This is a genomic window from Streptomyces ortus, from assembly GCF_026341275.1.
In the GTDB taxonomy this organism is placed as follows: Bacteria; Actinomycetota; Actinomycetes; order Streptomycetales; family Streptomycetaceae; genus Streptomyces; species Streptomyces ortus.
Genome location: NZ_JAIFZO010000002.1, coordinates 1047784 through 1072454, shown reverse-complemented (window position 1 = coordinate 1072454; position 24671 = coordinate 1047784). Strand labels below are relative to the sequence as shown.

At 70.0% G+C, this 24671-nt stretch carries 22 protein-coding genes; 18 read left to right on the top strand and 4 right to left on the bottom strand.

What is annotated here, in order from left to right:
* Positions 1–73 precede the first annotated feature (73 nt).
* The 12 genes from K3769_RS07995 to K3769_RS07940 all read left to right on the top strand — a co-directional run bounded on the left by K3769_RS07995 (position 74) and on the right by K3769_RS07940 (position 14323).
* Entirely contained in the window at positions 74–730 is a 657-nt protein-coding gene (locus K3769_RS07995) for a GntR family transcriptional regulator (protein WP_267025737.1), read from the top strand.
* Complete coding sequence (locus K3769_RS07990; protein WP_267025736.1) at positions 727–1644, top strand: dihydrodipicolinate synthase family protein; 918 nt, start codon at positions 727–729, stop codon at positions 1642–1644. The genes K3769_RS07995 and K3769_RS07990 overlap by 4 nt, the downstream gene beginning before the upstream one ends.
* On the top strand, positions 1641–3404 hold the full coding sequence (araD, locus tag K3769_RS07985) for an L-arabinonate dehydratase (RefSeq protein WP_267025735.1): 1764 nt from the start codon (positions 1641–1643) through the stop codon (positions 3402–3404). Before K3769_RS07990 ends, araD begins: the two co-directional genes overlap by 4 nt.
* Before the next feature lie 194 nt (positions 3405–3598).
* Positions 3599–4537, top strand: a complete 939-nt coding sequence (locus tag K3769_RS07980) for a carbohydrate ABC transporter permease (protein WP_267025734.1) — start codon at positions 3599–3601, stop codon at positions 4535–4537.
* A gap of 23 nt (positions 4538–4560) precedes the next feature.
* A complete protein-coding gene (locus K3769_RS07975; protein WP_267031285.1) occupies positions 4561–5439 on the top strand; it encodes a carbohydrate ABC transporter permease in 879 nt (292 codons plus the stop codon).
* Positions 5436–6608, top strand: a complete 1173-nt coding sequence (locus tag K3769_RS07970) for a Gfo/Idh/MocA family protein (RefSeq protein WP_267025733.1) — start codon at positions 5436–5438, stop codon at positions 6606–6608. The genes K3769_RS07975 and K3769_RS07970 overlap by 4 nt, the downstream gene beginning before the upstream one ends.
* Complete coding sequence (locus K3769_RS07965; protein WP_372514886.1) at positions 6608–7450, top strand: DUF6807 domain-containing protein; 843 nt, start codon at positions 6608–6610, stop codon at positions 7448–7450. Before K3769_RS07970 ends, K3769_RS07965 begins: the two co-directional genes overlap by 1 nt.
* On the top strand, positions 7447–9000 hold the full coding sequence (locus K3769_RS07960; RefSeq protein ID WP_267025732.1) for a glycoside hydrolase family 43 protein: 1554 nt from the start codon (positions 7447–7449) through the stop codon (positions 8998–9000). Before K3769_RS07965 ends, K3769_RS07960 begins: the two co-directional genes overlap by 4 nt.
* An 85-nt stretch (positions 9001–9085) precedes the next feature.
* Positions 9086–10456 (top strand): ABC transporter substrate-binding protein, encoded by a 1371-nt coding sequence (locus K3769_RS07955; RefSeq protein ID WP_372514885.1) that lies wholly within the window; start codon positions 9086–9088, stop codon positions 10454–10456.
* A 192-nt stretch (positions 10457–10648) separates the two neighbouring features.
* On the top strand, positions 10649–11962 hold the full coding sequence (locus K3769_RS07950; protein WP_267025731.1) for a pectate lyase family protein: 1314 nt from the start codon (positions 10649–10651) through the stop codon (positions 11960–11962).
* Between the two features lie 2 nt (positions 11963–11964).
* Complete coding sequence (locus K3769_RS07945) at positions 11965–13104, top strand: pectinesterase family protein (RefSeq protein ID WP_267025730.1); 1140 nt, start codon at positions 11965–11967, stop codon at positions 13102–13104.
* A complete protein-coding gene (locus tag K3769_RS07940; protein WP_267025729.1) occupies positions 13091–14323 on the top strand; it encodes a dienelactone hydrolase family protein in 1233 nt (410 codons plus the stop codon). Before K3769_RS07945 ends, K3769_RS07940 begins: the two co-directional genes overlap by 14 nt.
* A gap of 145 nt (positions 14324–14468) precedes the next feature.
* On the opposite strand, the gene K3769_RS07935 is transcribed toward K3769_RS07940, so the two are convergent.
* Positions 14469–15038 carry a SigE family RNA polymerase sigma factor gene (locus K3769_RS07935; protein WP_267025728.1) on the bottom strand — a complete coding sequence of 190 codons (570 nt, stop codon included), beginning with the start codon at positions 15036–15038 and terminating at the stop codon, positions 14469–14471.
* Positions 15039–15157: 119 nt separating this feature from the next.
* On the opposite strand from K3769_RS07935, the gene K3769_RS07930 reads away from it, so the two are divergent.
* Positions 15158–16609, top strand: a complete 1452-nt coding sequence (locus tag K3769_RS07930; RefSeq protein WP_267025727.1) for an NCS2 family permease — start codon at positions 15158–15160, stop codon at positions 16607–16609.
* Positions 16610–16690: 81 nt separating this feature from the next.
* Here K3769_RS07930 and K3769_RS07925 read toward each other — a convergent pair whose 3' ends face one another.
* The 3 genes from K3769_RS07925 to K3769_RS07915 all read right to left on the bottom strand — a co-directional run bounded on the left by K3769_RS07925 (position 16691) and on the right by K3769_RS07915 (position 19543).
* Entirely contained in the window at positions 16691–18142 is a 1452-nt protein-coding gene (locus K3769_RS07925; protein WP_267025726.1) for a peptidoglycan D,D-transpeptidase FtsI family protein, read from the bottom strand.
* Positions 18143–18234: 92 nt separating this feature from the next.
* On the bottom strand, positions 18235–18723 hold the full coding sequence (locus tag K3769_RS07920) for a GNAT family N-acetyltransferase (protein ID WP_267025725.1): 489 nt from the start codon (positions 18721–18723) through the stop codon (positions 18235–18237).
* A 46-nt stretch (positions 18724–18769) separates the two neighbouring features.
* Positions 18770–19543: an IclR family transcriptional regulator gene (locus K3769_RS07915; RefSeq protein ID WP_267025724.1), complete on the bottom strand. Its 774-nt coding sequence runs from the start codon at positions 19541–19543 to the stop codon at positions 18770–18772.
* A 131-nt stretch (positions 19544–19674) separates the two neighbouring features.
* On the opposite strand from K3769_RS07915, the gene K3769_RS07910 reads away from it, so the two are divergent.
* The 5 genes from K3769_RS07910 (at position 19675) to K3769_RS07890 (ending at position 24669) form a co-directional block, all read left to right on the top strand.
* A complete protein-coding gene (locus K3769_RS07910; protein WP_267025723.1) occupies positions 19675–21204 on the top strand; it encodes an aldehyde dehydrogenase (NADP(+)) in 1530 nt (509 codons plus the stop codon).
* A gap of 226 nt (positions 21205–21430) precedes the next feature.
* The gene (locus tag K3769_RS07905) at positions 21431–22039 is read left to right on the top strand and encodes a DUF1349 domain-containing protein (RefSeq protein ID WP_267025722.1); all 609 of its coding nucleotides are present in this window, start codon (positions 21431–21433) and stop codon (positions 22037–22039) included.
* Positions 22040–22375: 336 nt separating this feature from the next.
* A complete protein-coding gene (ectA, locus tag K3769_RS07900) occupies positions 22376–22915 on the top strand; it encodes a diaminobutyrate acetyltransferase (RefSeq protein WP_267025721.1) in 540 nt (179 codons plus the stop codon).
* 29 nt (positions 22916–22944) lie between these two features.
* A complete protein-coding gene (gene ectB / locus K3769_RS07895) occupies positions 22945–24216 on the top strand; it encodes a diaminobutyrate--2-oxoglutarate transaminase (RefSeq protein ID WP_267025720.1) in 1272 nt (423 codons plus the stop codon).
* A gap of 48 nt (positions 24217–24264) precedes the next feature.
* Positions 24265–24669 carry an ectoine synthase gene (locus K3769_RS07890; protein ID WP_107017720.1) on the top strand — a complete coding sequence of 135 codons (405 nt, stop codon included), beginning with the start codon at positions 24265–24267 and terminating at the stop codon, positions 24667–24669.
* Positions 24670–24671 lie beyond the last annotated feature (2 nt).

Genomic DNA, 24671 nt, shown 5'->3' with positions numbered 1-24671 from the left:
AGACGCGATACAGAAGATCAGATACGCGATCCCTCGATCCCCGATGAGGGCTCCGCGCCACCGAGAGGCGAGCATGACCTCTGTGCCCACGCCGATCCCCTCCCGCACGCAGTTCGTGCAGGAGGGGATCAAACACCGCATCCTCACCGGGCAGTTGACCCCGGGACAGGCCCTGGTTGAGACCGAGCTCGCCGCACAGTTCGGGGTGTCCAAGACCCCGGTGCGCGAGGCGCTCAAGACCCTGGCCGGTACCGGGCTCGTCGTGATGAACCAGTTCAAGGGCGCCACGGTGCGCATGGTGGACGCGGACATGGCGCGCGAGGTGTACGACGTGCGGCTGCTGCTCGAACCGGAGGCCCTGCGGCGCTCCGTCCTGCGCGGCACCTCCCTCGACACGGCGCGTGAGGCGCTGGAGCGCGCCGACGCCGCCACCGACACCGCCCAGCGGTCCCTCGCCAACCGCGAGTTCCACCGCTCCCTGTACGTCCGCTGCGGCAACCCGCTGCTCGGCCGGATGCTCGACGAGGTCCGGGACCAGGCCGCCCTGGTCTCGGCGGTCGCCTGGGCCGCCGACCCGTCCTGGGAGCGCGAGGCCGCCGAGCACCGGGAGATCCTGCGGCTCGCCCTCGACGGCGACTCGGACGGCGCGGCGCGCGCCCTGCACGCGCACATCGCCTCGTTCGTGCGACGGGCCTTCCCCGAGGCCCAGGGAAAGGACGAGCAGGAATGACCGCGACCACGACCACGTTCGAGGCCCAGCGGGCCGCCCTCGCCGACGTGGTGGCGATCCCCGTGACCCCCTTCGCCGAGGACGGCTCCATCGACCAGGACGTGCACCGCGCGCTGCTGCGCCGGACGTTCGACGCCGGCGTCCGGATCGTCACCCCGAACGGCAACACCGGCGAGTTCTACGCCCTCAGCCCCGAGGAGCGCCGCCTGGTCACGGAGCTGACCGTCGACGAGGCGCGGGGCCGGGCCGCCGTCCTGGTCGGAGTCGGGCACGACCTGCCGACCGCCGTCGCCTCCGCCCGCCACGCCCGCGGGCTCGGGGCCGAGATGGTGATGGTCCATCAGCCCGTGCACCCGTACGTGTCGGAGGACGGCTGGGTCGACTACCACCGGGAGATCGCGGCGGCCGTCCCCGAACTGGGCGTCGTCCCCTACATCCGCAACCCGGTGCTCGCCGGCGCCCGGCTCGCCGAACTGGCCGACGCCTGCCCGAACGTGATCGGCGTGAAGTACGCCGTGCCGGACGCGGCCCGCTTCGCCGCGTTCGCCCGGGACGCGGGGCTCGAACGCTTCGTGTGGGTGGCCGGGCTCGCGGAGCCGTACGCGCCCTCGTACTTCTCGGCGGGTGCCACGGGCTTCACGTCGGGGCTCGTGAACGTCGCCCCGGCCGTCTCGCTGAACATGATCGAGGCGCTGCGCTCCGGTGACTACGCGGGCGCGATGAAGGTCTGGGAGCAGATCCGCCGCTTCGAGGAACTGCGCGGGGCCAACGGCTCCGCCAACAACGTGACAGTCGTGAAGGAGGCCCTGGCCTCGCTCGGCCTGTGCCGCCGGGACGTCCGCCCGCCGAGCAGGCAGCTCCCCGAGTCCGAACGGGCCGAGGTCGCCGCCATCGCCGGGGGGTGGTCCATATGACAGACATCAGCCCGACGACGCCCGAAGCCGGTGAAGTCCCGGCTGAGGAGCGGCAGTTGCGCAGCCACCAGTGGTACGGCACGGAGGGCCTGCGCTCCTTCAGCCACCGCGCCCGCACCCGTCAGCTCGGCTACCTCCCCGAGGAGCACCTCGGCAAGCCGGTCATCGCGATCCTGAACACCTGGTCCGACATCAACCCCTGCCACGTCCACCTGCGCGACCGTGCCCAGGCGGTCAAGCGGGGTGTGTGGCAGGCCGGCGGCTTCCCCCTCGAATTCCCGGTGTCGACACTCAGCGAGACCTTCCAGAAGCCCACCCCGATGCTCTACCGCAACATGCTCGCGATGGAGACCGAGGAACTGCTGCGGTCGTACCCGGTCGACGGGGCCGTCCTGATGGGCGGCTGCGACAAGTCGACGCCCGCCCTGCTGATGGGCGCCGCGTCCGTCGACCTGCCGACCGTGTTCGTGCCCGCGGGGCCCATGCTGCCCGGCCACTGGCGCAACGAGGTCCTCGGCTCCGGCACCGACATGTGGAAGTACTGGGACGACAAGCGCGCCGGGCTCATCGGCGACTGCGAGATGACCGAACTGGAGAGCGGTCTGGCGCGCTCGCCGGGGCACTGCATGACCATGGGTACGGCGTCCACGCTCACCGCCGCCGCCGAGGCACTCGGGGTCACCGTGCCCGGCGCCTCCAGCATCCCCGCGGTCGACTCCGGCCACGATCGGATGGCCGCCGCCTCGGGGCTCAGGATCGTTGAACTGGTCCACAAGGGCCGCACGTTGTCCGACATCCTCACCCAGCAGGCCTTCGAGGACGCGGTGACGACCGTGCTCGGACTCGGTGGCTCCACCAACGCGGTGATCCACCTCATCGCCATGGCGGGACGCGCCGGAGCCCGGCTCACCCTCGACGACTTCGACCGCATCGCCCGTAAGGTGCCGGTCCTCGCGAACGTACGGCCCGGCGGGCAGCGGTACCTCATGGAGGACTTCCACTTCGCCGGCGGGCTGCCCGGGTTCCTGTCGCGGATCACCGATCTGCTGCACCTGGACCGGCCGACCGTCTCGCACGACAGCCTGCGCGAACAGCTCGCTCCGGCGCAGGTGCACAACGACGAGGTCATCCGCACCCGTGAGAACCCCGTCGCCGCCGAGGGAGGCGTCGCCGTGCTGCGCGGCAACCTCTGCCCCGACGGCGCGGTCATCAAGCACATCTCCGCCGAGCCGCGCCTGCTCAAGCACACCGGTCCCGCGGTCGTCTTCGACGACTACCGGACCATGCAGCGCACCATCAACGACCCGGAGCTGGGCATCACCGCCGACACCGTGCTGGTGCTGCGCAACGCGGGACCCAAGGGCGGCCCCGGCATGCCCGAGTACGGGATGCTGCCGATCCCCGACCATCTGCTGAAGCAGGGCGTACGGGACATGGTGCGGATCTCCGACGCCCGGATGAGCGGCACGAGTTACGGCGCCTGTGTGCTGCACGTGGCGCCGGAGTCGTACATCGGCGGGCCGCTCGCCCTGGTCCGCACCGGCGACAGCATCACGCTCGACGTCGACGCGCGTTCGCTGCGACTCAACGTGACCGACGAGGAGTTGGAGCGGCGTCGGGAGCGGTGGACCGCACCGCCCGAGCGCTTCGAGCGGGGCTACGGCGCGCTCTACAACGACCAGATCACCCAGGCCGACACCGGCTGCGACTTCGCCTTCCTGGCCCGGCCGGGCAAGGTGCCGGACCCGTACGCGGGCTGACCCGTACCACCCGGGACCGCCTTCCCACCCCGGCGGTCCGGCTTCCGCACACCGTACGTGAAAGCGCTTGCCATCAAGATCGCGCGCCTGTACCACCGGCTCGACCCGTACGACCCGTACGACCCGTACGACCCGTACGACCGGTTCGCCCGTACCACCGGCTCGACCCGCACACCCGAGAACGGAGAACAGTCATGGCACAAGCCGCAGCCGTGGCGAAGCAGCCCGCGCCACCGAGGCGGCGCCGTGGCTCGGCGACGCCCCGCAGGCTCCCGTATCTGCTGATCGCCCCGGCGGGACTGCTGATGCTGGGCTTCATCGCCTACCCGGTGCTCAGCGTCTTCTACTACAGCCTGCAGCACTACAACCCCACCAAGCCGTGGCGCAACGGCTACGCGGGCTTCGACAATTTCACCCGCATCTTCACCGAGGACCCGCAGTTCTGGGACACGCTGGTCTTCAGCGCCAAGTGGGTCGTCGTGGAGGTCGGACTCCAGCTGCTGTTCGGCCTGGCCCTCGCGCTGATCGTCAACCAGACCTTCGTGGGCCGCTCGCTCGGCCGCGCCATGGTCTTCTCACCCTGGGCCGTCTCCGGCGTGCTCACCTCCGCGATCTGGGTCCTGCTCTACAACTCCCAGACGGGCATCACCCGTTACCTCGCGGACATGGGCATCGGCGAGTACGGCACCAGTTGGCTCTCCGACACCTCGACGGTCTTCCCCGCGGCGGTGGTCGCGGACCTGTGGCGCGGAGTCCCCTTCTTCGCCATCCTCATCCTCGCCGACCTCCAGTCCGTCTCGAAGGACCTCTACGAGGCCGCCGAGGTCGACGGCGCCGGCCGCCTCAGGCAGTTCCTGCACATCACCCTGCCGCACCTCAAGGACGCGATCATCCTCTCCACCCTGCTGCGCGCGGTGTGGGAGTTCAACAACGTCGACCTGCTCTACACCCTCACCGGCGGCGGACCCGCGGGGGAGACGACGACACTGCCGCTCTACATCGCCAACACCAGCGTCGACGCGCACAACTTCGGCTACGCCTCGGCCCTGACCACCGTCGCGTTCGTCATTCTCCTCTTCTGCTCGATGGTCTATCTGCGGCTGAGCAAGTTCGGAGTGGGTGGGGACAAGTGATCACCAAGGACATCGACACCATCATTCCGGCGGAGCAGTCCGCACCGGTGGCCGACGAACCGCCGCAGCGCCCCCGCAAGGGCAGGCGCGCCTGGGACGAGGCCCCGCGCTGGCAGATCTACCTCCCGCTCGGCATCTACCTCGTCTTCACCCTCGTCCCCTTCTACTGGATCCTGCTCTTCGCCCTGCGGCCGACCGGCTCCACCTCGCTCGTGCCCTGGCCGATGACGTTCGAGCACTTCGACAAGGTGTGGAACGACCGCAGCTTCGGCACGTACTTCGAGAACAGCGTGTACGTCGGCCTCGCCACGCTCTTCATGACGACCCTCGTCGCCCTGGCCGGCGGCTACGCCCTGGCCCGCTTCGACTTCAGGATCAAGCGCGCCTTCATGCTGGCACTGCTCTGCTCGCAGTTCGTGCCGGGTGCGCTGCTCCTGGTGCCGCTGTTCCAGATCTTCGCCGAACTGCAGATGATCAACTCGCTGGGCAGCGTCATCATCGCCGAGACCGTCTTCCAGCTGCCGCTGTCGATGATCCTGATCAGCGGCTTCATCCGGAACGTGCCGTACACCCTCGAAGAGGCCGCCTGGGTCGACGGCTGCAACCGCTTCACCGGCTTCCGGGTCGTGGTCCTGCCGCTGCTGCGGCCCGGCCTGATCGCGGTCGGCTCCTTCGCCTTCGTGCACTCCTGGAACCACTTCCTGTTCGCCCTGATGTTCCTCAGCAACCAGGAGAAGCAGACGATCCCCGTCGGCCTCAACAGCCTGATGAGCGCCGACAGCGTCGACCTCGGCGCACTCGCCGCGGGCGGCATCGTCGCGGCCGTACCCGTCGTGATCGTCTTCGCCTTCATCCAGAAGTGGCTGATCACGGGCTTCAGCGCCGGGGCGGTGAAGGGATGAGCGGCCACGGGGGACCTCTTCCCGTCGTCCTGGCGGGCGCCCGCGGGCACGGCCGCTGGCATCTGCAGAACATCCGCCGCCTCCAGGACAAGGGAGTGGTGCGGCTCGCGGGGATCTGCGAGCTGACCCCGCTCACCCCGGCGGAACTGGCCGGCTTCTTCACCCCAGTTGCCGGTGAACTCCCTTTGCAGTCACCCGACTTCGGGTCCCTGCTCGACTCCACCGGTGCCGCGATCGCCGTGATCTGCACGCCCATCCCCACCCACACCGACCTGGCGCTGACGGCCGCCGCCAGGGGCGTGCACCTGCTCCTGGAGAAGCCGCCGGCCCCGTCGTACGCCGAGTTCCGCCGGATGGCCGACGGGGTCGCGGCGGCCGGGGTGGTGTGCCAGATCGGCTTCCAGTCGATGGGCTCGCACGCCGTTCCCGCGATCCGGGAGCTGATCGCGAAGGGCACCATCGGCCGTGTGCACGGCATCGGCGGGGCCGGGGCCTGGGGCCGCGCCGAGGAGTACTACCGCCGCGCGCCCTGGGCGGGACGGCGCCGGATGAACGGGTCCGACGTCGTCGACGGCGTCCTGACGAACCCCCTCGCGCACGCCGTGGCCACCGCCCTCGCACTGGACGGCGCCACCCGCGCCGAGGACGTCGCCGGCATCGAGACCGAGCTGCTGCGCGCCAACGACATCGAGTCCGACGACACCTCCTGCGTCCGCGTCACCACCACCGGCGGCAACCGGATCACCGTCGCCGCGACCCTGTGCGCCGAACGCCCCGACGAGCCGTACGTCCTCGTGCACGGCGACGGCGGGCGCATCACCTTCTGGTACAAGCAGGACCGCGTCCTCGTCCAGCGCTCGGGGCACGGCCCGCAGGAGCTCACGTACGGCAGGACCGATCTGCTGGAGAACCTGGTCGAGCATCTCGAAGGCCGGGCCGGGCTGCTGGTCGCGCCCGACGGGACGGGCGCCTTCATGAAGGTCGTCGAGGCGATCCGGCGGGCGCCGGACCCGGTCGCGCTGCCCCGGGACGCCTGGTACCTCGACGCCGACGAGAACCGTCGGGTCGTGGCCGGGGTCGACGGACTCGTGGCCGCCGCCGCCGACACCCTCGCCCTCTACTCCGAGCTGGGCGCCTCGTGGGCACTGTCGAAAGAGGTGAGCACCTGATGAACGACGAGTCGCTGGTCCTGCGCGTCGCGGGCCGCCCGGTCGGCCGTTACGTGACCCGGCCCGCACTGGCCCCGACGCTGTCACCGCGTCCGTACCTCCATCCCGTCACCACCCTGGCCGGCACGGCTGTCACCGAGCTCAGCCCCGCCGACCACCTCCATCACCTCGGCGTCGGTGTAGCCGTTCCCGACGTCGAGGGTCACAACTTCTGGGGCGGGCGCACCTTCGTACGCGACCGGGGGCCGACCGAGCTGGCCAACCACGGCGCCCAGCGGCACACGGCGTTCCAGCTGCGCGACCCGGACGGCTTCGTGCAGGAGCTGCGCTGGGTCGCCGCCGGAGCCGAGCTGCTGCGGGAACGGCGTACCGTCGCGGCGACCGAACTCACCGACACCGCCTGGGCGCTGGACTTCACCTTCTCGCTCACCAACACCACCTCCGCACCCCTGTCGATCGGCAGCCCGGCGACCAACGGCCGGCCCGGCGCGGCCTACGGAGGCTTCTTCTGGCGGGCCCGCAAGGAGGCCGAGCCGCCCGCCGTGTTCACTGCGGACACCGAGGGCGAGGACGCGGCGCACGGCACCCGCGCCGGCTGGGTGGCGCTCGCGGGGGACGGCTGGACGCTGGTGTTCGCCGGGGCCACCGACCGCACCCGCCGCGACCCGTGGTTCGTGCGCGGCACCGAGTATCCGGGCGTCGGCTCGTCCCTGGCCCCCGAGGAGCGGCTGCCGGTCCCGGCGGGGGAGACCGTCGTACGCCGGGTCGTCACCGTGGTCGCCGACGGCCGCCTCGACCGGGCCGAGGCGGCGGCACTCGTCCGAAAGGCAGTGAGTCCATGAACGCCCAGGAGAGTCCCGCCTTCACCGCCGACCTCGGCGACGGCACGTACCGCAATCCCGTGCTGAACGCCGACTGGTCCGACCCCGACCTCCTGCGGGTGGGGGACGACTACTACCTGACCGCGTCCAGCTTCGGCCGGGCCCCCGGCCTGCCGCTGCTGCACTCCCGCGACCTGGTCAACTGGACACTGATCGGCCACGCGCTGCAACGCCTGGAGCCCGCGGCCGAGTTCAACAAGCCCCGGCACGACTGCGGGGTCTGGGCGCCGGCGTTACGGCATCACGACGACCGCTTCTGGATCTTCTGGGGCGACCCCGACCACGGCGTCTTCCAGGTCAACGCACCCGGGATACGCGGTCCCTGGACCCGCCCGCACCTCGTCAAGGCGGGCAGGGGCCTCATCGACGCGTGCCCCCTGTGGGACGAGGAGAGCGGCGAGGCGTACCTCGTGCACGGCTGGTCCAGATCCCGCTCCGGCATCAAGAACCGGCTCACCGGCCACCGCATGCGGCCCGACGGCACCGGCCTGCTCGACGAGGGCAGGCTGATCGTGGACGGCGACCGCATCCCCGGCTGGTTCACCCTTGAAGGGCCCAAGCTCTACCGGCACGACGGCTGGTTCTGGATCTTCGCGCCCGCGGGCAGCGTCGAGACCGGCTGGCAGGGCGCCTTCCGCTCACGCGGCTTCTTCGGCCCGTACGAGGAGAGGGTCGTCCTGGAGCAGGGCGCCACCGACGTCAACGGCCCCCACCAGGGCGGCTGGGTGGCCACCCCGTCCGGCGAGCACTGGTTCGCGCACTTCCAGCAGAGGGGCCCGTACGGGAGAGTCGTCCACCTCCAGCCGATGCGCTGGGGCCGGGACGGCTGGCCGGTCATCGGTGACGAGGGCACCCCCGTCGCCGTGCACCGCAAGCCCGATCTGCCGCCGCAGCCGCTCTCCGCGCCCGCCACCGACGACGACTTCCCCGGCGGGCGGTTCGGACGGCAGTGGCAGTGGACCGCCAACCCCCAGGACGGCTGGGCGACCCAGCACTCCGGTGACGGACTGCGGCTGGCCTGCGTGCGGTCGGCGGACGCGGACGACCCGCGCAAGCTGGCGAACGTGCTCACCCAGCGGCTGCCCGGCACCCCGTGCACCGTCGAGGTCGGGCTGCGGCTCGACGCCGAGGAGCCGGGCGCTCGGGCCGGACTCGCCGTGCTGGGCGACGCGTTCAGCTGGATCGGACTCGAACGGGGGGCCGACGGGACGGTCCACCTCGTGCACCGGTTCGGCGAGCAGGTCGCGGAGCGGGAGCGCGACGCGGCGCATCCGCGGATGGCACCCGAGGCGGGGATCCGGCTGCGGATCGAGGTGGGAGCGGGGGCGCGCTGCCGCTTCTCGTACGACCTCGGCGGCGGCTGGGAGCCCTCCGGCCAGGTCTTCGCCGCCACCCCCTGGCGCTGGGTCGGGGCCCTGCTCGGCCTCTACGGGGTCGCGCCGTCCGGCGGGGGACACGCGGGGGCGGCCACGTTCACGCGGTTCCGCGTCACCACCGCCTCACCTGCCTGATTCCACAGCACGCCGCTTCACGGCGACACCGCTTCACCGCTACAGCGACACACCCCTCGTCGGATCCAGAAGAAGAGAGCCGATCATGAAGAGCAGCATGCGCAGCAGCAGTAGAGGAGCGCGCCGCTCCGCGGCCGCCGTCGCCGTGAGCGCGGTCCTCGCGCTGACCGCCACCGCCTGCGGTGACGACGGCAGCGGTTCGTCGGGTGACAAGGGCGCCGAGGGCAGTGGCAAGGGCGAGATCACCTTCTGGGACAACAACGGCGGTGTCCGCACCGACATCTGGAAGGAGATCATCGCCGACTTCGAGAAGGCGAACCCGGACATCGACGTCAAGTACGTCCCGATCGCCGCCACCGAGTACCAGTCCAAGGTCGACACCTCCATCCAGGCCAAGGGGCTGCCGGACGTGGGCGGTGTCGGTGCGGCGATGCTCGCCGGCTTCGCCGCGCAGAACGCGCTGGAGCCGCTGGACGACCGCCTCGGCAAGTCCTCCCTGAACGGCAAGCTCAACGACGACATGGTCAAGTCGCTGAAGGCCGCGGGTGGTGGCGGCGCCGAGGACAGCACGCTGTACTCGGTCCCGACCTCCGCCAACAACGGCGTGCTGTACTACCGCACCGACCTGTTCAAGAGCGCCGGGCTGGACGCGCCGACCACCTGGGACAAGTTCTACGAGGCCGCCGACAAGCTCACCGACAAGGACAAGAACGCCTTCGGTTACACCATCCGCGGGGGCGCCGGTTCCATCGCCCAGGCGCTGGACGCGATGTACGGGCAGTCCGGCATCACCTCGTTCTGGGACAACGGCAACGAGAAGACCACGGTCAACGACCCGAAGAACGTGGCGGCCCTGGAGAAGTACACGGGCCTGTTCAAGAAGGTCACTCCGGCGGCCGACCTCAACAACGACTTCACCAAGATGGTCGCCCAGTGGGACTCCGGCACGATCGGCATGCTCAACCACAACCTGGGCTCCTACCAGGATCACGTGAAGGCGCTGGGCGCCGACAAGTTCCGCGGTATTCCGCAGCCGGTCGGGCCCGGCGGCAAGCGCGTCCAGGTCTCCAACCCCGTGGACGGTCTCGGCATCTTCAAGACCTCCAAGAACAAGGACGCGGCCTGGAAGTTCATCGAGTTCGCCACGGAGAAGGCGCAGAACTCGAAGTTCAACGAGTCGGCGGGGCAGGTGCCGTCGAACAACGACGCCGGTAAGGACGCGTGGGTGGCCGAGGCCGAGCCGACGAAGTTGGCGGCCGAGGCGTTGACCGACGGTTCCACGACCATCGTCCAGTTGCCTTACTACCTGCCCGACTGGAACACCATCTCGAAGACCGACAACGAGCCGGCTTTCCAGAAGGTGCTGAACGGGTCGTTGAGCGAGAAGGAGTTCCTGGACACGTTGGCCGATCAGCTCAATGAGGCTCAGGGGGAGTGGAACGAGCAGAAGGGGTAGGCTGGCCGCTGGTGGGGGGCAGGGGACTGCGGGGCCGTGGGGGTGGTCGTGCAGTCGCCCCCCCCGGGCCCCAAAGGCAAAAGATTGCGCCGTTCCCCGCGCCCCTGAGGGCGAAAGGCGAAAGCCGAAGATTGCGCCGTTCCTCGCGCCCTGGGTAAGTCGATCCGTTCTCTGTTGGAAGGAACCGTAGTCATGCGTACTTCTATGTGGCATGTGCATGTCATTGCTGGATGTACCGCGCTTGCCCTTGGGGCGGTCGCGACCGTTGCCCATGCCGGGGAGGGGGAGCGTGGTCGGGATCTCGGGCGGGAGGTTCTTGCCGTGGGGGACGGGTGGGGGGCCGAGGGGGCCGGGACCACCGGCGGCTCGGCCGCCGACGGCGAGCACGTGTACACCGTCACCACCTGGGACGCGTTCAAGGCCGCGCTGAAGGCCGGCGGCGACGCGCCGAAGATCGTCAAGGTCAAGGGCGTCATCGACCCCGTCGCCGAGGGGTGTGCCTCCTTCGCGGCCCCCGGGTACGACTTCGACGCCTACCTGGAGAAGTACTCGCCCGAGAACTGGGGTCTGGACACCGACCTGTCCGGGGAGCCCGCCGACAGCCCCGAAGGACTGCGGGCCGCCTCCGCCGCCGCCCAGGACGCCGCCATCAAGGTGAACGTGCCCGCCGACACCACCATCGTCGGCGTCGGCAAGGGCGCCGGCATCAGAGGCGGCAGCCTGCAGATCAAGGGCGTCGACAACGTCATCCTGCGCAACCTCACCATCGAGGCCCCGCTGGACTGCTTCCCGCAGTGGGACCCGACCGACACGGCGACCGGCGCCTGGAACTCCGAGTACGACGCGGTCGTCGTGTACGGCTCCACCCATGTGTGGGTCGCCAACAACACGCTGACCGACGGCCGTTACCCGGACAGCACCCTGCCCACCTACTTCGGCCGGACCTACCAGCAGCACGACGGCCTGCTCGACATCGTGCGCGGCGCCGACCACGTGACCGTCTCCTGGAACGCGGTCGAGGACCACGACAAGACCATGCTCATCGGCAACAGCGACAGTGCCGGAGCGACCGACACCGGCAAGCTCAAGGTCACGCTCCACCACAACAGGTTCGAGGGCGTCGTCGAGCGGGCGCCGCGGGTCCGCTTCGGCCAGGTCGACTCGTACAACAACCACTTCGTGGTGCGCGAGGGGCAGTCGTACGGCTACACCTTCGGCGTCGGGATCTCCTCGCAGCTGTACGCCTCCGACAACGCGTTCTCGCTGCCCGCCGGTGTCAGCGCCGCCAAGACCCTGAAGAAGTGGAGCGAGGCGCCGCTCACCGCCGAGAACAACTACGTCAACGGCCGCAGGACCGATCTCATCGCCGTCCACAACGCGGAGATCCCCGCCGAGACCCTCCGGTCCGGCGCCGGCTGGACGCCCACCCTGCGGACCAGGGTCGACCCGCCGCGCGCGGTGCCCGGCATCGTCGACGGCCGCGCGGGCGCCGGAAAGGTCCGCTGATCATGACCCTGCCGATCAGTGCGAATGCGAAGGCGAGCCCGAGGGCGAGCAGACGGTCCTTCGTCGTCGCGAGCGTCGGGGCCGCCCTCGCGCTGGGGACCGGCGGGACCGCCCACGCGCGCGGGCGCTCCCCCTTCGGACGGTACGGTTCGCCGTCGGCCCGGCTCGACGAGCGAACCCTGTACGTCCACCCCGGCGGCCTCGGCGACCACACCACGGTCCAGGCCGCGGTGAACGCCGCGAACGGGAGCGGACACACGCTGGTCATCGCGCCGGGAACGTACCGCGAGACGGTCGCCGTCAGCACCGCCCGTACGGAGCTGACCTGGCTCGGGGCCTCCGAGGACGCGCGGGACGTCGTCATCGTCTACGACAACGCCAACGGCACCCCGAAACCGGACGGCTCCGGCACCCACGGCACGACCGGCTCGGCGACCACGACCGTGCAGGCCGACGGGTTCACCGCCCGCGACATCACCTTCGCCAACGACTGGCTGCGCGCCGACCATCCCGAGATCACCGGCACCCAGGCCGTCGCCATCAAGGTGCAGGGCGACCGCTCGGCGTTCCTCCACTGCCGTTTCCTCGGCCACCAGGACACGCTGTACGCCGACTCCCTCGCGCTCACCGCCTTCGCGCGGCAGTACTTCGCGCACTGCTACGTCGAGGGGGACGTGGACTTCGTGTTCGGGCGGGCCACCGCCGTGTTCGAGCACTGCCACTTCCGCACGCTGCGGCGCACGGACCTCGCCGGAGCCCCGTACGGCTTCGTCTTCGCGCCCTCGACCGCGGTCGCCAATCCGCGCGGATACCTGGTGACGGACAGCCGGGTGACGAGTGGGGCCCCGGACGCCTACTACAAGCTGGCCCGGCCCTGGGTGCCCGGATCCGACCCCACCGCGCGGCCCATGCTGACCGTGCGCGAGACCCGCCTCGGCGCCGGGATCGACGCCGTGGAGCCGTACACCGACATGTCGGCCACTTATCCGTGGCAGAGCCAGCGGTTCGCCGAGTACCGCAACAGCGGGCCGGGCGCCGAGATCACCGTCCCGGCCAACCGGCCCCAGCTCACGCGCGCCGAGGCCGCCTCGCACACCCGCAGGACGTATCTCGGTGACTGGAGGCCGTATGAACAGCGGTAGCGGTGGTGAGCCGTCGTCCCCGGGACCGCCGTCCCTGGACCGGCGGTCGTTCGTCGCGGGTGCCGGGGCGGCGGCACTGCTCGGCGCGGCGGGCGCCGGAGCGTCCGCGGCCCCCGCGCACGCGGCACAGGCCACCGCCCCGGCCGCGCGGGTGACGGGCATCGTCGAGGGGAACCTTCCCGACTTCCACCCCCTCCTCAAGGACGAACTGCGTTTCCCGCTCGCCTGGGGCACCTCCCCGGTCCGGGACTTCCGGGCGTGGCGGCGGGCGGCCCGGTCGAAGGTCGAGGAGCACCTGTTCGTCGAGCGGGACCACACCCCGTACGAGCAGGAGTTCGGCGGGCGCGTCGAAGCCGACGGGTACACCCGCGAGTCGGTGACCCTCTCGCTCACCCGGTACGAGCGGGTCCGCGGCTCCCTCCTCACCCCGCACGGCACCGGCCCCTTCCCCGCCGTCCTCCTGCTCCACGACCACGGCGCCAAGTTCGACATCGGGAAGGAGAAACTGGTCCGGCCCTGGGACGACGACACACGGCTGGCGTCGGCGCAGGGCTGGGCGGACCGCTGTTTCGGCGGCCGGTTCGTCGGTGACGAGCTGGCCCGGCGCGGTTACGTGGTCCTCGCCCTGGACGCGCTCGGCTGGGGCGACCGCGGACCAGTCACGTACGAGCAGCAACAGGCCCTGGCGAGCAACCTCTTCCATCTGGGGTCCTCGCTCGCCGGACTCATGGCCCGCGAGGACGTGCGCGCCGCCGGTTTCCTGGCCGGTCTCGACCGGGTGGACCGGCGCCGGGTCGCGGCCGTCGGATTCTCCATGGGCGCCTTCCGCGCCTGGCAGACGGCCGCCCTCAGCGACGACATCGCGGCGGCGGCCAGCGTGTGCTGGATGACCGGGCTGAAGGAGGTCATGGTGCCGGGCAACAACATCCTGCGCGGCCAGTCCTCGTACTGCATGCTCCACCCCGGGCTCGCCCGGCACCTCGACTTCCCCGACGTGGCGAGCATCGCCGCGCCCAAGCCGTCGCTCTTCTTCCATGGCGCCCAGGACACCCTGTTCCCCGCGGAGGGCGTCCGGGTGGCCCACGAGAAGCTGCGCGCCGTCTGGCGCGCACGCCGTGCCGGGGAGCACCTGCACACCAAGGTCTGGCCCGAGCTGGGCCATGTGTTCAGCGTGCCGCAGCAGGACGAGGTCTTCGCCTGGCTCGACGCGGTCCTGTAACCGGCGCGCTCCGTTTCGCGGGGCGGGCATGCGAACGCCCCTCGCGGTCGTCACCGACGAGGGGCGTCGCTCTGACTGGCCGAGGGGGGCTCAGGCCAGCAGCTCCGCGGGGTCCGGACGACCCCGTGTTCACTGGTACGTCCTGTCAGATGCCGTGCAGCCGCAAGAGGTTCCGTCCGGGCCCGAACCATTTGTCATCGGCTCGTGGGGCCTCCCGCGGCCCCAGCAGCCGCTGCAGTTCCGCCATCCCCTTCGACGTCTGGCTCTTCACCGTCCCCACCGAGACGCCGAGGGTGAGCGCGGTGTCCTTCTCCGACAGGTCGAAGGAGTGGCGCAGGACCACACACGCCCGCTTGCGGAACGGCAGTCTGCGCAGCGCCTCCTGGACGTCCACCATGCCGGGCACGTCGGGGTTCTCGCTCCTGTCCTCGCGCTGCGACCAGACCAGGGTGATCCGTCTTCGTTCGCGCACCGCGCTGCGGATCCGGCCACGCGCCAGGTTGGCGACCACACCGCGCGCGTACGCCACCGGGTGGTCCGCGGCGCGCACACGGTCCCAGCGGTGCCACAGCGCGAGCAGCGCGTCCGCCGCGAGGTCGTCGGCGGCGTCGGACTCACCGGTCAACAGCTGGGCCAGCCGGGCCAGTTCGGAGTAGTGCCGCTCGAAGAAGTCATGGAACTCCACGGAGGCGGCGTCGTCGACGACAGTGCCCACGGGGACCTCTCCCTGTCGGTTCATTCTGTAACACGATGAAAACCTGAAACTGGTTCTGCGCGGGAACAATCCAGCCAGCACCCGCACACCAGGCACGCAGGTAACGAGGAGCATCCGCCATGTCCGAAACGCAGCAGGTGGACGACCGGCCCGGCGCCGGACCGCCCCCGGCCAACAGCGTCGACCGGTTCTTCAAGATCTCCGCCCGGGGCTCCACCGTCGGCCGGGAAGTGCGCGGCGGCTTCGCCACGTTCTTCACGATGGCCTACATCCTTGTCCTGAATCCCATCATCCTCGGCAGCGCGAAGGACAAGTTCGGCGATCAGCTCGACAGCGTCCAACTGGTCACCGCCACCGCCCTGGTGGCCGCGGTGATGACGATCGTCATGGGGGTCGGCGGCAACCTGCCGCTCGCGCTCGCCGCCGGCCTCGGCCTCAACGCCGTCGTCGCCTTCCAGATCGCCCCGCTGATGAGCTGGGACGACGCGATGGGCCTCATCGTCCTGGAAGGCCTGCTGATCTGCGTCCTGGTGGTGACGGGACTGCGCGAGGCCGTCATGTACGCGATACCGCAGCCGCTCAAGCAGGCGATCAGTGTCGGCATCGGGCTGTTCATCGCGTTCATCGGCTTCGTCGACGCCGGGTTCGTCAGCCGTATACCGGACGCGGCCAACACCACCGTGCCGGTGCAGCTGGGGGCCACGGGCGCGCTGACCGGCTGGCCGATCCTGGTGTTCTGCCTCGGGGTGCTGCTGACGATCGGGCTGCTCGCGCGGAAGGTCAAGGGCGCGATCCTGATCAGCATCGTGACCATGACGCTCGTCGCGATCGTCGTCAACGAGATCGCGGACGTCAAGAGCTGGGGCCTCACCACGCCCCAGGTGCCCGACGACGTGGTGGCCTCGCCCGACTTCGGACTGCTCGGCGACTTCAGCCTGTTCGGGGCGTTCGGCGAGGTCAGTGTGATCACCGTCGTGCTGCTGGTGTTCACGCTGATCCTGTCGGACTTCTTCGACACCATGGGCACGGTCGTCGGCATCAGCGCCGAGGCGGGGCTGCTGGACGAGGAGGGCAAGGTGCCGAACCTGGGCCGGGTTCTGCTCATCGACGGCGCCGCCGCGGTTGCGGGCGGCGCGTCGTCCGCGTCCTCCGCCACGTCGTACATCGAGTCGGCGGCGGGGGTCGGCGAGGGGGCCCGTACGGGGTTCGCGAACCTCGTCACGGGCGGACTGTTCGCCTGCGCGCTCTTCCTGACCCCGCTGCTGACCATCGTGCCGATGCAGGCGGCGGCGCCGGCGCTGGTGGCGGTCGGGTTCCTGATGATGACGCAGGTCAAGCACATCGACTGGGACAAGTACGAGATCGCCATCCCCGCGTTCCTGACGATCGCGGTGATGCCGTTCACGTACTCGATCACGAACGGGATCGGGGCGGGGTTCGTGTCCTACGTCCTCATCAAGACGGTGCTGGGGAAGGCGAAGGAGGTGCACTGGCTGCTGTGGGGGACGTCGGCGCTGTTCCTGATCTATTTCGCGATAGACCCGATCGAACAACTCCTGAACGCAAAGTAACCGCCGCGGTCTGTTGGTCTTTCAGGGGCGCGGGGAACGGCGCAATCCTTTGGCCCGGCGGCGGCGACCCGCAGGGGGCCCTCAGTCGCGGAGGGCCGCCCGCATCACGGCCTCCGCGACAGGCGCGGCCAACCCGTTCCCGCTCACCTCCGACCGCGCCGCATCCGACTGCTCCACCACCACGGCGACAGCGACCTCCTTGTCGGAGGAGTCGGACTTCGCATACGACGTGAACCAGGCGTACGGCGTCTTGCTGTTGTTCTCGCCGTGCTGAGCCGTACCGGTCTTGCCCCCGACCGTCGCCCCGGAGATCCGCGCGTTCGTCCCCGTACCCTCCTCGACGACCGTCCGCATCGCCGACTGCAACTGCTCGGCCGTGGACGAGCTGACGATCTCCTCGCTCCGGGCCTCGTCGTCGTAGTTCTCCAGCACATCGCCGTTCGCGTCGCTGATCTGCGACACCATGTGCGGCGAGACCAGCTTCCCGCCGTTGGCGATGGCGGCCGAGACCATGGCCATCTGCAGCGGCGTCGCGGTCACGTCGAACTGCCCGATGCCCGTCAGCGCGGTGGACGACTTGTCCATGTCCGAGGGGTACACGCTTGTGTAGGCGCGCACGGGCACGTCCTGCGACGTGTCGTTGAAGCCGAACTTCTCGGCCATCGCCCTGACCTTGTCCTGCCCGAGGTCGACGGCCATCTTCGCGAAGACGTTGTTGCACGAGTACTGGAGCGCGACCCGGATCGACGCGTTCTCGCAGGGCGCCGACTTGCTCTCGTTCGCCAGGACCGTCGTGGTGCCGGGCAGCGTGTACGGATTCTCGCTGTCCGTCCGCTCGTCCACCGAGGAGTACAGGTCGTCCTCCAGCGCGGCGGCGGCGACGACCAGCTTGAACGTCGAGCCCGGCGGCAGCGGCTGGCGCAGCGCCCGGTTCGTCATGGGCTTCTCGGAGTCCTTGGTCAGCTTTTTCCAGGCTTCCGAGTCACCCCCGCTGAGCACCGAGGGGTCGTAGGACGGGGTGGACACGACACCGAGGATCCTGCCGTTCCGCGGGTCGATCGCCACGGCCGCGCCCTTCTTGTCACCGAGCGCCTTGTAGGCGGCCTTCTGCACGTCCGGGTCGATGGTGGTGATCACATCGCCCGGGTCGGACCGCTTGCCGGTGACCGTGTCGAGGGGGTTCTTCAGCCGGTTGTCCGTGCCGTCGAGCAGCTGCTGGTAGACGCCCTCCAGCTGCGTGGCCCCGAAGACCTGCGAGCTGTACCCGGTGACGGCCGCGTAGAGACGGCCGTCGGTGTACGTGCGCTTGTACTTGAGGTCGCCGCCCGTCGTCCGCGCGGAACCGGTGACCTCGTCGCCGCCCACGACGATGTTCCCGAGCGGATACGCGTACTGCTCGATCGCGTTCCGGCGGTTGTCCTTGTCCTCTGCGAGCGCCTGGCCGTCGTAGAACTGCACCCAGGTCGCTCTGACCAGCAGAGCGAACACGAGCAGCAGAGTGAAGACGGAGGCGTGCCTGATCGTTTTGTTCATCCCGTCCAGAAGACGAGCACCGACCCCCCGAACGTTCCCTTCGCCCCATTTTTCTCATGCGGAGTTCATCAACGCCCACCGCCCCGGGCGCTCTACTCCGAGAGCTTGAGGACCACCTCGTCGGTCTCGGCGCCCCGCGCGTTGGCGAACCCCCGGTCCCGTCCGGTCACGACGAACCCGCACTTCTCCAGCACCCGCAGAGACCCCGCGTTGTCCGCGGCGGCCCGCCCGTACAGGGGCCGCTCGGGCACCAGGACCAGCAGGGCCCGCAGCGCTGCCGTGGCGATTCCCCGACCCCAGTAGGCGCGATCGATCCAGTACGTCACCTCGCGCTCGCCCGGTTCCCCGTACACCGCCGCGTTCCCGACGACGTCCCCGTCGACGAGGACCGTACGGGTCACGGCGGACGACGCCCGCACCCGCTTCCAGTGGGCCTCGAAGGCGTCCCGGTCGGTCGGGTCCTTGTGCGTGAACGCGGCCATCCGCGCGGACTCGGGATCGTTCGTCTGCCGGAAGAACACCGGCAGATCACTGTCGTGGACCTCCCGGAGCTCGACCTCGGAACCAGGCACGTCAGGCATGCCGGGCACGCCGGTCACACCAGGTACCTCAGGGGCGTCGGACATGTCAGAGCCTCCGGGTCGCGAGCGTCAGCCGGTCCCGCGCGTCGAACAGCGCGTCCTTCACCATCTGCTCGTGCGCGGGCGTCAGCCGCGCCACCGGCACCGAGCAGCTGATCGCGTCCCGGGCGGGCGTCCGGTAGGGGATCGCCACGCCGAAGCAGCGCAGCCCCAGTGTGTTCTCCTCGCGGTCCACCGCGAACCCCTGCTCCCGTACCAGGCGCAGCTCCTCGATGAGCTTCTCCCGGTCGGTGATCGTGTGCTCGGTCAGCGCGGGCAGCGTCTCCGGCAGCAGCTTGCGTACCTGCTCGTCGGTGTGGGTCGCGAGGAGCGCCTTGCCGAGGGACGTGGAGTGGGCGGGCAGCCGGCGCCCCACGCGCGTGAAGGGCCGCAGGTAGTGCTGGGACTGGCGGGTCGCGAGGTAGACGACGTTCGTGCCGTCGAGGCGGGCCAGGTGGATCGTCTCCGTCGTGTCGTCGGAGAGGCGGTCCAGCGTCGGGCGCGCCGCCGCGACGACCTCGTCCCCGTCGATGTACGACGTGCCGACGAGCAGCGCCCGTACGCCGATGCCGTACCGCGTGCCCGTCGCGTCCGTCTCCACCCAGCCGAGCTCGACAAGCGTGCGCAGCAGCATGTAAAGACTGGACTTGGGGTACCCGACGGCCTCCTGCACGGCGGCCAGGGAGTGCATACCGGGGCGTCCGGCGAAGTACTCGAGCAATTCAACCGTCCGCACCGCGGACTTGACCTGTGCTCCGCCGCCCGTCTCGCCTGCCGACATCGGCCTTGACCCCCTAGTTCGCCGGGAAATAGTCTCGACAGCATATTCACCATCAGAGACAGCGTTCAGCATATCGAACGCCCCTGGTGAGTGGCACACGTACTTCGGCATTACATCTGGAGGGACCCTCGGTGGCAGCAGCACCAGTCTGGAGTGTCGACCCCCGAACCGGGAAGCAGCGCGAGCAGGTTGCGGTGGAGGCCACAGCCCAGGAGGTGGACGACGACGTCCGCGCCGCGCACGCCGCCCGGGGGGCTCTCGCCGACCGCACGGTCCGCGCGGCCTTCCTGCGCACCGCGGCCGACCTGCTCGAAGGCGCCAAGGAGCACCTCGTGGAGGCGGGCGACGCGGAGACCGCGCTCGGCCCGGTCCGGCTCACCGGCGAACTCGCCCGCACCTGCTATCAGCTGCGGGCCTTCGCGGACATCGTCGACGAGGGCGAGTTCCTCGGCGTCGTGATCAACCACCCCGACGCCACCGCGACGCCGCCGATCCCGGATCTGCGCCGCTACAAGGTGCCGCTGGGCGTCGTCGCCGTCTACTCGGCCTCGAACTTCCCCTTCGCCTTCTCGGTGGCCGGCGGTGACACCGCGAGCGCGCTCGCCGCGGGTTGCCCGGTCGTCGTCAAGGCGCACCCGGACCACCCCGGTTTGTCCGAGCTGGTCGCCTCCGTCGTACGCCGGGCCGCCGCCCAGCACGACATCCCGGACGGCGTCCTCGGCCTCGTGCACGGCTTCGAGGCGGGTGTCGAGCTGGTCAAGCACCCGCTGGTGTCGGCCGCCGGATTCACCGGCTCGGTACGCGGCGGACGCGCCCTGTTCGACGCGGCGGCTGCGCGGCCCGCGCCGATCCCGTTCCACGGCGAACTGGGATCGCTCAACCCGGTCGTGATCACCGAGGCCGCCGCCGCCGAGCGCGCCGAGGCGATCGGCGCGGGGCTCGCGGGCTCCATGACGCTGGGCGTCGGCCAGTTCTGTGTGAAGCCGGGCCTGGTGCTGGCGCCGGCCGGCGCGGCGGGCGACCGCCTGCTGAAGTCCCTGACGGACGCGGTGAGCGACACCGAGGCGGGGGTCCTCCTCGACCACCGCATGCGCGACAACTTCGTCGCGGGGGTCGCCGAGCGCGCGGAGCTGCCGGGCGTGGACGCGCCGGTGACGCCGGGTGCGGGCGGTGAGCACACGGTGAGCGCCGGCTTCCTGACGGTCTCGGCGCAGAAGCTGGCCGCCGAGGGCGCCTACGACCTGCTGCTCGAAGAGTGCTTCGGGCCGGTGACCGTGGTCGCGCGCTACGAGGACGAGGACGAGGCGAACGCCGTCCTCGCGCGGCTGCCCGGCAACCTCACCGCGACGGTGCACCTCTCCACGGAGGAGGAGGCCGGTGAGGGGCGTGGCGCGGAGATCCTGGCGGAGCTCACGCCGCTCGCGGGGCGGGTCGTCGTGAACGCGTGGCCCACGGGGGTCGCGGTGGCGCCGGCCCAGCAGCACGGGGGGCCGTATCCCGCCACGACGTCGACGTCCACGTCCGTGGGCGGGACCGCGATCGAGCGGTGGCTGCGGCCTGTCGCGTACCAGAACGCGCCGGAGGCGCTGCTTCCGGCGGAGCTGCGGGATTCCAACCCGTTGGGGTTGCCTCGGCGGTATGACGGGCGTCTGGAGCGGTAGCGCGTAGCGCTCCGCTTGTTCCGTCGTGGGGTCCGTGGCCGGGGGTCGGCCGCGGACCCCACGCGGTTGCCCGCGCTCCTCAGGCGCAAAGATCGCGCCGTTCCCCGCGCCCCCAAGAGCAACAGGCTGCGCCGTTCCCCGCGCCCCTAGAAGCAAAAAGACTGCGCCGTTCCCCGCGCCCCCGAAGGGGCCGCCCCGAGGGTGGGGGAGCTGGCAGACTCTGTGGATGGACGTGAAAATTCCTGAACTTCCCTTTTCGCTTCGGTCGTACGGGCCCGACGGGCACTGGTCGTACGAGGACGGCGTGCTCACCGGCTGGGCCGGTGCCCGGCAGGACCGGTTCGTGCCGCCCACCGACGAGGGGCTGGACCCCGCGTCGGACGCGCCCCGGCTGCTGGGGGCGCCCGAGGGGGACTTCCAGCTCATCGCCCGTGTCACGGTCGGCTTCGCCGGGGCCTTCGACGCCGGCGTCCTCTACGCGCACGTGGGCGAGCGGGCCTGGGCCAAGCTCTGCCTGGAGAACTCCCCGGACGTGCCCACCGTGTGCACGGTCGTCACCCGCGGCCACTCCGACGACGCGAACTCCTTCACCGTCGACGGCAGCTCCGTCTGGCTCCGGATCAGCCGCACCGGCCGCGCCTTCGCCTTCCACGCCTCGAAGGACGGCGAGCGCTGGACCTTCGTCCGGCTCTTCACGCTGGGCGAGGAGAAGGAGACCGGGGCCGCCCTCGTCGGCTTCATGACCCAGTCACCCATGGGCGAGGGCTGTGTGGTCACGTACGACCACATGGAGTTCCGCTCCGAGTGGCCGGCGGACCTGAGGGACGGTCGCTGATTTCCGGGCCTCCCCATTCGAGGGGCCACTGTGAATGCGAGCCTTATTGTGCTTTTATCTTCCCAGGGTTTTCCATTAGCTTCTGCCCGATTTCTCGGAGCCTAAACACCCCAGTTTCGAGAAGTCTCGTCTCGTAATTCGGGCAGGTCTCGCGGCGGTTAAGCCCTTGTGACGCAATACACAACCGCGCCGCTTTGTCCTGGTATTTACTGGACAAAGCGGCACTTTTTGTTGGCTCCACGCGCGGGGCGCGCCCGCGTGATAACACACGCGGGCTGCTTGTGTAACCCCACTCGGCGATGCAATTTCGATTTTTGCTGGGTAAATTCAATCAACATGACCGCCGCACAAGCAGACCTGCAAGCGGAATTCCTGGAAATGCCAGAAGGGTTGCTGATCGACCGTCCGCGCGTGGACGACGGAGCCGCACTCTGGCGCATTGCCAAGGACTCCGGGACCCTCGACCTGAACTCCTCCTACAGCTACCTGCTGTGGTGCCGTGACTTCGCCGGCACCTCCGCGGTGGCGCGTAAGGCCGACGGCGATCCCGTCGCCTTCGTCACCGGTTACATCCGGCCCGAGCGCCCCCACACGCTTCTCGTGTGGCAGGTGGCCGTCGACGCGGCCCAGCGTGGCCGCGGTCTGGCCGCCGCGCTCCTGGACGGCCTGACGCGCCAGGTCGCCGACCGGCACGAGCTGACCTCCATGGAGACCACGATCTCCCCGGGCAACACCGCATCCGAGCGGCTGTTCACCTCCTACGCGGCGCGCCACGGCGCGAGCGTCGAGCGTGAGGTCCTGTTCGACACAGGGCAGTTCCCCGACGGCCCGCACGACCCAGAAGTGCTGTACCGCATCGGTCCCCTGTCGTTCTGAACACCCCCCCACGCACGAGGAGCACCACTGTGACCATCACCCAGCCCGACCTGAGCGTCTTCGAAACCCTGGAGTCGGAGGTCCGCAGCTACTGCCGCAGCTGGCCCACCGTCTTCGACCGCGCGCAGGGCAGCCGCATGTACGACGAGGACGGCCACGAGTACCTCGACTTCTTCGCGGGAGCCGGCTCACTCAACTACGGACACAACAACCCGGTACTGAAACGGGCCTTGATCGACTACCTGGAACGTGACGGCGTCACCCACGGTCTCGACATGTCGACGACCGCGAAGCGCGGCTTCCTGGAGTCGTTCCAGAACCTGGTGCTGCGCCCGCGCGACCTGCCGTACAAGGTGATGTTCCCCGGCCCGACGGGCACCAACGCCGTCGAGGCGGCGCTGAAGCTGGCCCGCAAGGTCAAGGGCCGCGAGTCCATCGTGTCGTTCACCAACGCCTTCCACGGCATGTCGCTCGGCTCGCTCGCCGTGACCGGCAACGCCTTCAAGCGGGCCGGCGCCGGCATCCCGCTCGTGCACGGTACGCCGATGCCGTTCGACAACTACTTCGACGGCCAGGTGCCGGACTTCCTCTGGTTCGAGCGCCTCCTCGAGGACCAGGGCTCGGGCCTGAACAAGCCCGCCGCCGTGATCGTCGAGTCCGTGCAGGGCGAGGGCGGCATCAACGTCGCCCGCGTCGAGTGGCTGCGCGCGCTGGCCGAGCTGTGCGAGCGCCAGGACATGCTGCTGATCGTCGACGACATCCAGATGGGCTGCGGCCGGACCGGCGCCTTCTTCTCCTTCGAGGAGTCGGGGATCGTGCCCGACATCGTGACCGTCTCCAAGTCCATCAGCGGCTACGGGCTGCCCATGTCCCTGTGCCTGTTCAAGCCCGACCTGGACATCTGGGAGCCGGGTGAGCACAACGGCACGTTCCGCGGCAACAACCCCGCCTTCGTGACGGCCGCCGCCGCTCTGCAGACGTACTGGTCCGACGGGCCCGCCATGGAGAAGCAGACCCGCACCCGAGGGGAGCAGGTCGAGCAGGCGCTCATCTCCATCACCGAGGAGAACCTCGCCGACGTGAAGGAGTACCGCGGCCGGGGCCTCGTGTGGGGCATGGAGTTCCACGACAAGGAGCGCGCGGGCCGGGTGGCGCACCGCGCCTTCGAGCTCGGCCTGCTGATCGAGACGTCGGGCCCGGAGAGCGAGGTCGTGAAACTCCTCCCCGCGCTCACCATCACGCCCGACGAGCTGGACGAGGGCCTGCGTACCCTCGCCCGGGCCGTCCGCGAGACGGCCTGAACCACCACATCCCCCTGCACACCAGCCTGAAGGAGGCTTCGTACCACCGTGATAGTCCGTTCGTTCAAGGAGATCGAAGGCACTGACCGACACGTGAAGTCGGCGTCGGGCACCTGGGAGAGCAAGCGCGTCGTCCTCGCGAAGGAGCGCGTCGGCTTCTCGGTGCACGAGACGATCCTGTACGCGGGTACGGAGACGTCGATGTGGTACGCGAACCACATCGAGGCCGTCGTCTGCGTGGAGGGCGAGGCCGAACTCACCGACGACGAGACCGGCAAGAAGTACACGATCACGCCGGGCACCACCTACCTCCTCGACGGCCACGAGAGGCACACGATGCGGATCAAGGAGGACTTCCGCTGCATCTGTGTCTTCAATCCGCCGGTGACCGGACGGGAGGACCACGACGAGAACGGTGTCTACCCCCTGCTGACCGAGCCCGAGGAGGTCTGAAC

Bases quoted from the DNA above. Each gene is read 5' to 3' on its own strand.
- K3769_RS07915 (WP_267025724.1), bottom strand. From the start codon at position 19,543: ATGTCGGCAGGCGAGACGGGCGGCGGAGCACAGGTCAAGTCCGCGGTG.
- K3769_RS07905 (WP_267025722.1), top strand. From the start codon at position 21,431: ATGGACGTGAAAATTCCTGAACTTCCCTTTTCGCTTCGGTCGTACGGG.
- K3769_RS07965 (WP_372514886.1), top strand. From the start codon at position 6,608: ATGAACGACGAGTCGCTGGTCCTGCGCGTCGCGGGCCGCCCGGTCGGC.
- K3769_RS07990 (WP_267025736.1), top strand. From the start codon at position 727: ATGACCGCGACCACGACCACGTTCGAGGCCCAGCGGGCCGCCCTCGCC.
- K3769_RS07920 (WP_267025725.1), bottom strand. From the start codon at position 18,723: ATGCCTGACGTGCCTGGTTCCGAGGTCGAGCTCCGGGAGGTCCACGAC.
- K3769_RS07970 (WP_267025733.1), top strand. From the start codon at position 5,436: ATGAGCGGCCACGGGGGACCTCTTCCCGTCGTCCTGGCGGGCGCCCGC.
- ectA (WP_267025721.1), top strand. From the start codon at position 22,376: ATGACCGCCGCACAAGCAGACCTGCAAGCGGAATTCCTGGAAATGCCA.
- K3769_RS07925 (WP_267025726.1), bottom strand. From the start codon at position 18,142: ATGAACAAAACGATCAGGCACGCCTCCGTCTTCACTCTGCTGCTCGTG.
- araD (WP_267025735.1), top strand. From the start codon at position 1,641: ATGACAGACATCAGCCCGACGACGCCCGAAGCCGGTGAAGTCCCGGCT.
- K3769_RS07955 (WP_372514885.1), top strand. From the start codon at position 9,086: ATGAAGAGCAGCATGCGCAGCAGCAGTAGAGGAGCGCGCCGCTCCGCG.
- K3769_RS07995 (WP_267025737.1), top strand. From the start codon at position 74: ATGACCTCTGTGCCCACGCCGATCCCCTCCCGCACGCAGTTCGTGCAG.
- K3769_RS07980 (WP_267025734.1), top strand. From the start codon at position 3,599: ATGGCACAAGCCGCAGCCGTGGCGAAGCAGCCCGCGCCACCGAGGCGG.
- K3769_RS07930 (WP_267025727.1), top strand. From the start codon at position 15,158: ATGTCCGAAACGCAGCAGGTGGACGACCGGCCCGGCGCCGGACCGCCC.
- K3769_RS07950 (WP_267025731.1), top strand. From the start codon at position 10,649: ATGCGTACTTCTATGTGGCATGTGCATGTCATTGCTGGATGTACCGCG.
- K3769_RS07960 (WP_267025732.1), top strand. From the start codon at position 7,447: ATGAACGCCCAGGAGAGTCCCGCCTTCACCGCCGACCTCGGCGACGGC.
- K3769_RS07945 (WP_267025730.1), top strand. From the start codon at position 11,965: ATGACCCTGCCGATCAGTGCGAATGCGAAGGCGAGCCCGAGGGCGAGC.
- K3769_RS07940 (WP_267025729.1), top strand. From the start codon at position 13,091: ATGAACAGCGGTAGCGGTGGTGAGCCGTCGTCCCCGGGACCGCCGTCC.